Source organism: Faecalicoccus sp. (assembly GCF_036552745.1).
Classification (GTDB): domain Bacteria; phylum Bacillota_I; class Bacilli_A; order Erysipelotrichales; family Erysipelotrichaceae; genus Faecalicoccus.
In genome coordinates, this window is record NZ_JAXKBY010000041.1 from 1 (window position 1) to 6,474 (window position 6,474).

At 38.3% G+C, this 6,474-nt stretch carries 7 protein-coding genes and 1 rRNA gene; 2 read left to right on the forward strand and 6 right to left on the reverse strand.

Annotated elements, in window-relative coordinates; genetic code table 11:
* Positions 1–175 precede the first annotated feature (175 nt).
* The 3 genes from U0M88_RS02110 to U0M88_RS02120 form a co-directional block, all read right to left on the reverse strand.
* Positions 176–1,063, reverse strand: coding sequence for a YitT family protein (locus tag U0M88_RS02110; RefSeq protein ID WP_331868750.1), 888 nt, complete (start codon positions 1,061–1,063; stop codon positions 176–178).
* A gap of 79 nt (positions 1,064–1,142) precedes the next feature.
* Positions 1,143–1,589 (reverse strand): GNAT family N-acetyltransferase, encoded by a 447-nt coding sequence (locus tag U0M88_RS02115; RefSeq protein WP_331868751.1) that lies wholly within the window; start codon positions 1,587–1,589, stop codon positions 1,143–1,145.
* Complete coding sequence (locus U0M88_RS02120) at positions 1,586–2,401, reverse strand: HAD-IIB family hydrolase (protein ID WP_331868752.1); 816 nt, start codon at positions 2,399–2,401, stop codon at positions 1,586–1,588. Before U0M88_RS02120 ends, U0M88_RS02115 begins: the two co-directional genes overlap by 4 nt.
* Positions 2,402–2,494: 93 nt before the next feature.
* On the opposite strand from U0M88_RS02120, the gene U0M88_RS02125 reads away from it, so the two are divergent.
* Together U0M88_RS02125 and metA are read left to right on the forward strand one after the other, a co-directional pair.
* Complete coding sequence (locus tag U0M88_RS02125; RefSeq protein ID WP_331868753.1) at positions 2,495–3,775, forward strand: O-acetylhomoserine aminocarboxypropyltransferase/cysteine synthase family protein; 1,281 nt, start codon at positions 2,495–2,497, stop codon at positions 3,773–3,775.
* Between the two features lie 11 nt (positions 3,776–3,786).
* Positions 3,787–4,734, forward strand: coding sequence for a homoserine O-acetyltransferase MetA (gene metA / locus U0M88_RS02130; protein ID WP_331868754.1), 948 nt, complete (start codon positions 3,787–3,789; stop codon positions 4,732–4,734).
* A gap of 114 nt (positions 4,735–4,848) precedes the next feature.
* Here metA and U0M88_RS02135 read toward each other — a convergent pair whose 3' ends face one another.
* The 3 genes from U0M88_RS02135 to rrf all read right to left on the reverse strand — a co-directional run.
* Complete coding sequence (locus tag U0M88_RS02135) at positions 4,849–5,694, reverse strand: hypothetical protein (RefSeq protein WP_331868755.1); 846 nt, start codon at positions 5,692–5,694, stop codon at positions 4,849–4,851.
* Positions 5,695–5,842: 148 nt separating this feature from the next.
* On the reverse strand, positions 5,843–6,238 hold the full coding sequence (locus U0M88_RS02140) for a hypothetical protein (protein ID WP_331868756.1): 396 nt from the start codon (positions 6,236–6,238) through the stop codon (positions 5,843–5,845).
* A 127-nt stretch (positions 6,239–6,365) separates the two neighbouring features.
* Positions 6,366–6,474 (reverse strand): 5S ribosomal RNA (rrf, locus tag U0M88_RS02145); the annotation flags it as partial.

Sequence of the window (6,474 nt, forward strand, 5' to 3'; positions counted from 1 at the left end):
ATATATCATTATATATCTTTACATAACCTATTATATATACAACAAATGATTATGCAAGCGTTTTCATTGTTTTTTGAATAATTATTTTTTCAAGACAAAAGAAAAAGACAGAGATACTTTTATACGCAAATGTATAAATATCTCTATCTTTCATACAATATAAGCTAACAATATGTTACCATACATTTCGATTGATTGTTCCATCCTCAAAGGTAAAACCGGAACCATGGATTTCGTTGACATCACTAACGATCATAAAGGCTGCCGGATCAATGCGGTTGACCTCTTGTTCCACAAGCGGATACTCTTTTCGAGAAAGCACGCACATCAATACCGGACGCTCTTGTGCTGTATATCCACCTTTACCGCTGAGTACCGTTACACCTCTGGACATTGTTTCCATTAGATAGTCTTGTACTTCTTCCCACTTGGAAGAGATGATCATCACATTCTTGGCACTTTGTGATCCCAACAATACTGTTTTATTGATCACCTGTCCGGAAATAAACGCAGTGATGATTCCAACCAGTGCCTTTTGAAGTCCATAGGTAAAGATTCCCAAAGAAACGGTTAATACATCAATGATCATAACTGCCTGTCCAGAAGGCATACGTGTAAACTTGCGCAAGATTAAAGCTGGTATATCCATTCCTCCGGTGCTGGCATTGGCACGAAACGCCAAACCTAAACCAAAACCGGCCAACACACCGGCATAGATAGCTGCCAAGTAATCAGGTAGTACAAACGTTTCTACAGGAAAACGATCAGCTACACCGGATAGTATTGTCACAAACACCGGATAGGCTATGGCAGATACAACTGTCTTCAAGGCAAATTCTTTTCCTAAAAAAACAAATCCCAATAAGAACAAACCAATAGTCAAACCATTGATCATCCAAACCGGATCGATGGGAATCAATGGCTGCAGAGCTACAGAAAGACCGGCAACGCCACCATCCAGTAAATCATTTGGCAAAACGATAAACGCAACTTCGCAGGCGATGATAAAATTTCCTAACAGTACAAAAATTAAATCTTTGATCCAATTTCGTTCTCTTTTCATAATCGACCTCCCCAATATCAAGCCTTACCATTATATCATTGAAAACAGATACATTATATGAAAAAAGGGATTCATTTTCTCAATCCCTTTCTAAAACCATCTTATAATTATGTAACTTTACTCCATGACATAGTACAGTCTGATGCTTGACTACCTTATACTTTCTTTTTTCAAAAAATGGACGTGCTGTAATAGAAACATCTGCATAAATAGGACCGGAAACTTCTTTTTCCAACTGCTCCATAAGACAGGTGGCAATTCCTTTTCTCTGATTATCAGCCGCTACGTATAAATGATCTAAATAACCGGTATCATCTATATCTCCAAAACCTACGATCTTATCTTGATTTGTAACTACATAGCTTTTATGCAGAGACAATCTCTTTTGAAAAAGTGCAAGATCACTTTGAAGACAGACTTTGATTTGTTTATCTGAATAATCTTTTCTATTGATTCTCTGGACTGTATCCTTAAACAAAGCATAAACTTCTAAAAAATCATTGGGTTGATACGCTCTTAAAATCATTCTCTTATTACTTCCTGCATATGACGAATTACGGAGTATGTTTCAAAATCATCCAATAAATGATTGGCCGCTTGTTTTGCTTGCGCAGAGCCGTTTTTCGGACAATAGGAGTGATCGAAGCGCTCCAGCATTTGAATATCGTTGATACCATCACCATATACATAAACATCCGATTCATCAATCTGCAAATACTGTGCCAGCTCTGTAACCGCATTTGCCTTTGTGATACCGGCTTGGGTAAGCTCTGCCAAACGAGTTGTACTCGGGGCATTGATGATCGTATCTTTATGTTTTGAGACAAACGCATCTACCTTTTCACGCATAGATGCATCTGCATAATGTAAATTGACCTTATAAACCTTTTGTTGAAGAATAAAATCCGGTGTACAGTTAAATACATAATTCTTCAAGTTCTTTTCCATATCTTTTTGTATCTTCCGATTTCGTAAAATCAGGTTTTTCTCATAAATCTCTCGAAATGTGTCCGCATCTTTCGATGTATAGATCGCATCTAAGGTCTGATACTCAAAAGAAAACAACGGCTGCCTCAACAATAAGGCAATCGTTTCAGTATCAAAGGGATGCGAGAAAAGCACAGTATCCTGTGGATTGGTAATACAGGCGCCATTCATGCAGATCTTATAACTGTCGATAAGACCGGCAGATCGTGTCAAAGATAAATTACGCCCGGTACATACTGTAAAAACATGTCCGGCTTTTTCAATATCCTGTAATCCTTGATTGATAATGGCATCGGCTTTATGTTCTTTATTTAGTAACGTTCCATCTAGATCACTGGCAAATAGTTTCATACACAACACCTCTTTTATCTCTATATTATACAGAAATTTTGACAATAAGGTTTCCAAAAATTAAAATAGACCTATACGAAAAGAGGGATAAACATGACAAAACAAGGAATTGGAACACAATGCGTCCAAGGTGGATATACACCAGGCAATGGGGAGCCCCGACAGATTCCCATCATTCAAAGTACGACTTTTAAATATGCGACCAGCGAAGACATGGGCAAGCTTTTTGATTTAGAAGCGAGCGGTTACTTCTATACACGTCTTCAGAACCCAACTAATGATAGTGTTGCGGCTAAGATTGCCCAGCTGGAAGGCGGAACTGCAGCCATGTTGACGAGCAGTGGACAGGCTGCCAATCTATTTGCGATCTTTAATATCGCCGGTAATGGTGATCATATCGTTGCATCCAATAGCATTTATGGAGGCACCTATAACCTTTTTGCGGTGACTATGAAACGTATGGGTATCGATTTTACCTTCGTTGATCCTAACTGTTCGCAAGAGGAACTGGATGCAGCTTTTCAGGAAAACACAAAAGCTGTTTTTGGCGAAACAATTGCCAATCCGGCATTGACCGTTTTAGACATTGAAAAATTTGCCAATGCGGCTCATGCACATGGTGTTCCATTGATTATTGATAATACATTCGCAACACCTGTATTATGCCGTCCTTTTGAATGGGGAGCGGATATCGTAACGCACTCTACGACAAAATACATGGATGGACATGGAGTGGCCGTAGGTGGCTGTATCGTCGATTCCGGAAAATTTGACTGGACAAAATATCCCGATAAATTTCCAGGTCTGACTACGCCGGATGAAAGCTATCACGGAATCACTTATACCGAACGTTTCGGTCTGGAAGGCGCCTATATCACTAAGGCCACTGCACAGTTAATGCGTGATTTAGGCTGCATTCAGTCTCCGCAAAACGCATTCTATTTAAATTTGGGATTGGAAAGTCTGCATGTTCGTATGCCAAGACATTCACAAAACGCTCTTGCCGTAGCCAAGTTTTTATCAAAGCATCCAAAAATCCGTTCTGTACAATATAGTGGATTGGAAGGCGATGCTTATTATGAACTGGCACAAAAATATCTTCCGAATGGCTCCTGTGGGGTTGTAAGCTTTGAAATCAAGGGAGGACGCAGTGCGGCAGAAAAATTCATGAAGCATTTGAAACTGGCAGCGATTGAAACCCATGTAGCCGATGCCAGAACATGTTGTTTGCACCCAGCCAGCACAACGCATCGTCAGATGAGTGATGAAGAACTTAAAACCGCTGGTATCAGTGCCGATATGGTGCGATTCTCTTGTGGTTTAGAGGATGCGCAAGATCTGATCGATGATATTGATCAGGCATTGAATGCTTAGGAGAGATAACTATGCCCATTAAAATACCTAATGAATTACCCGCTACCAAAACACTGACACAGGAAAACATTTTTGTGATGAATGAAACACGTGCAAAAACACAGGATATCCGCCCGCTCTATATTTTGGTTTTAAATTTAATGCCCACTAAAATAGAAACGGAAACACAATTGGCACGTCTATTGGGAAATACACCGATACAGGTGGAACTGGAACTCATGCAGATGAAAAATCATAAATCCAAAAATGTATCTCAAGAACATATGTTAAAGTTCTATCAGACTTTTGATGCGTTCAAAGACCGTTATTTTGATGGGATGGTCATCACCGGAGCTCCTTTAGAACACTTGGAATTTGAAGAAGTGGAATATTGGGACGAGCTTTGTGAAATCATGGAGTGGTCAAAAACTCATGTTCATTCCACATTCCATATATGCTGGGGAGCACAAGCCGGCTTGTACTATCATTATGGTATTCCAAAAGTACAGTTAGATGAAAAGCTGTTTGGCATTTTTCCTCATCATGTAGTACGAAAATCTTCTATTCTGTTTCGTGGCTTTGATGATACTTTTATGGTTCCCCACTCACGTCATACAGCCAATAAAGATGAAGATATCGAAGCCTGTCCTTATTTAAAGGTTTTAGCTTCCAGTCCTAAAGCCGGAATCTATGCCTGTGCTACCGAAGGATGCCGACAAATCTTTATCACCGGACATTCCGAATATGACAGGCACACGCTGGAAAAAGAATACCTTCGTGATAAAAACAAGGGCTTACCAATCAAAGTTCCGGAAAATTATTATCCAAATGATGATGATGATACCAAAGAACCAATGGTTACATGGAGAAGTGGTGCGAATTTGTTATACTCAAACTGGATCAACTTTATCGTATATCAGGATACACCTTACGATATCAATTCAATTGAACCTTTCCATAAGACTAAAGTTCAAAAATAAAGAGTTTACATTGAAACACCAAGACATGGATTTCTACTACAAAGCCATGTCTTTTTTCTATTCTTATTGATCGATAAAATCCTATTTAAATAAAGAAAAGACTTGTTTGTTTAGTTAATCCTTAAACAACAGGTCTTTGATTTGATTGGCAGAGCATGTCTGTAATGAAGAGGCATCCGAGAAAGTTTTCGTATTCCAGCGAAACTGATCATAGTCAGATAAATAAGAAGCATCCACTACACAGTCAGGATACTTTTCGTACCACTCTGGATAATGTTCCCGCATGATCTGATCAGCCAAGGTGATAGCTTGCGATGTACAGGTTCCAAAATTGTCCGTACCACAAATACGAACACCCGGCGGTGATGAATGTACCAGTAATATACTTCCATCTTCACAACTTCCTAAAACGATGTAAACGTGTCCTTCATTTGACATAATATCACCTGGCAAATAATCTTTCACCTGATCTTTTGTCAAATAAGTGCCCCAACCATAGGATGCATACGTTTGTGCCATTTCCCCCGAAAGCATCACATACCCATCATGGTCAGATTCGGTTTCCATGGTATTATAGATTACCCAGCCAACATAACCGGAACAATCTAATCCATCATGAATCTGATATAAAGTATTTTCGTAGTTATAATTTGAGTCTTGTTCTTCAAAGAAGGTCTTCCATTGCCTGGATATACCGATTGTTTTTGTTTCTTCACCGGCAGCAGTATCTTCTTTATTCCATCCACCACCCCAAACATACATGGTTTGACCCACTGGCTCCATTGAAGTTTTTAAAAACTTCTCCAAAGTAATCGATGAAATAGAAGATTGTGAATGATCTTCTTTTTGTTCTTCTTGCGGTTTAAAGAGCTGAAAACAAAAAATAGATAGAATAGAAATAACTAAAATAATGGGTAGTCCTATCAACAATAGTCGAGAAAGATGTATTCTACGTTTCATGAGATTGATCCTCCTATAGAATTATCTTGTAGAAAACAAAAAGAATCAACTGATTTCAGTCGATTCCTTAAAAGAATTCCATTTGAAAACACTTTAAATATATGTCTTTCTATCTATTTCTATAAAAGAATATGGATGTTACGATAGATCAATCATTAGAAACATTCGGATAATACTTATGAATGATCTTTAAAAGAAATTCCTCAATTTCTTTAGCACGTTTTCTATCTTCAATATACTGGTCTGTACCTGTCTGTGTCTTTTCTTTTGAGGTATAAACACAAAGAATTGTTTCATCATCCATTACGATCTTGACACCAACGTAAACATATGGATCTGTCAAGATTGCCGGAATGCCAGGACCATGCGGTAAAAGCTGAGTAAAAGGAGGCTGACTTCCTTTAAATTTAGCCTTTTCATTTAAAACCAAAGCTCTTTTAATCTTCCGATAATCGTATGTACCTTCTGTGCCATTTTCAATCATCATCGTTTTTTCCTTTGTATCAATTGAAACACCATCAAATTTTTTTATAGTTTCTGACATTTTGATCACCTCTTTAATATACTATAAGATTGTGTATATAAAATTACAATGGTATTGATAAAAACGGCTAAAAAGGACACTATATAAACAAAAAAAAAAGCCAGTATCAATTACTGGATAAAAAAAGACCCGGCAACGTGCTATCTTGGCAGGGGCAGGCCCAACTATTGTCGCCGCTGAAGTGCTTAACTTCTGAGTTCGGTATGAGTTCAGGTGGTTCCACTTCGCTATCGTCA

What these genes read in the sequence shown, in the direction of transcription:
- U0M88_RS02110 (WP_331868750.1), bottom strand. Translation starts at nt 1,063, where the DNA reads ATGAAAAGAGAACGAAATTGGATCAAAGATTTAATTTTTGTACTGTTA.
- U0M88_RS02115 (WP_331868751.1), bottom strand. Translation starts at nt 1,589, where the DNA reads ATGATTTTAAGAGCGTATCAACCCAATGATTTTTTAGAAGTTTATGCT.
- U0M88_RS02120 (WP_331868752.1), bottom strand. Translation starts at nt 2,401, where the DNA reads ATGAAACTATTTGCCAGTGATCTAGATGGAACGTTACTAAATAAAGAA.
- U0M88_RS02125 (WP_331868753.1), top strand. Translation starts at nt 2,495, where the DNA reads ATGACAAAACAAGGAATTGGAACACAATGCGTCCAAGGTGGATATACA.
- metA (WP_331868754.1), top strand. Translation starts at nt 3,787, where the DNA reads ATGCCCATTAAAATACCTAATGAATTACCCGCTACCAAAACACTGACA.
- U0M88_RS02135 (WP_331868755.1), bottom strand. Translation starts at nt 5,694, where the DNA reads ATGAAACGTAGAATACATCTTTCTCGACTATTGTTGATAGGACTACCC.
- U0M88_RS02140 (WP_331868756.1), bottom strand. Translation starts at nt 6,238, where the DNA reads ATGTCAGAAACTATAAAAAAATTTGATGGTGTTTCAATTGATACAAAG.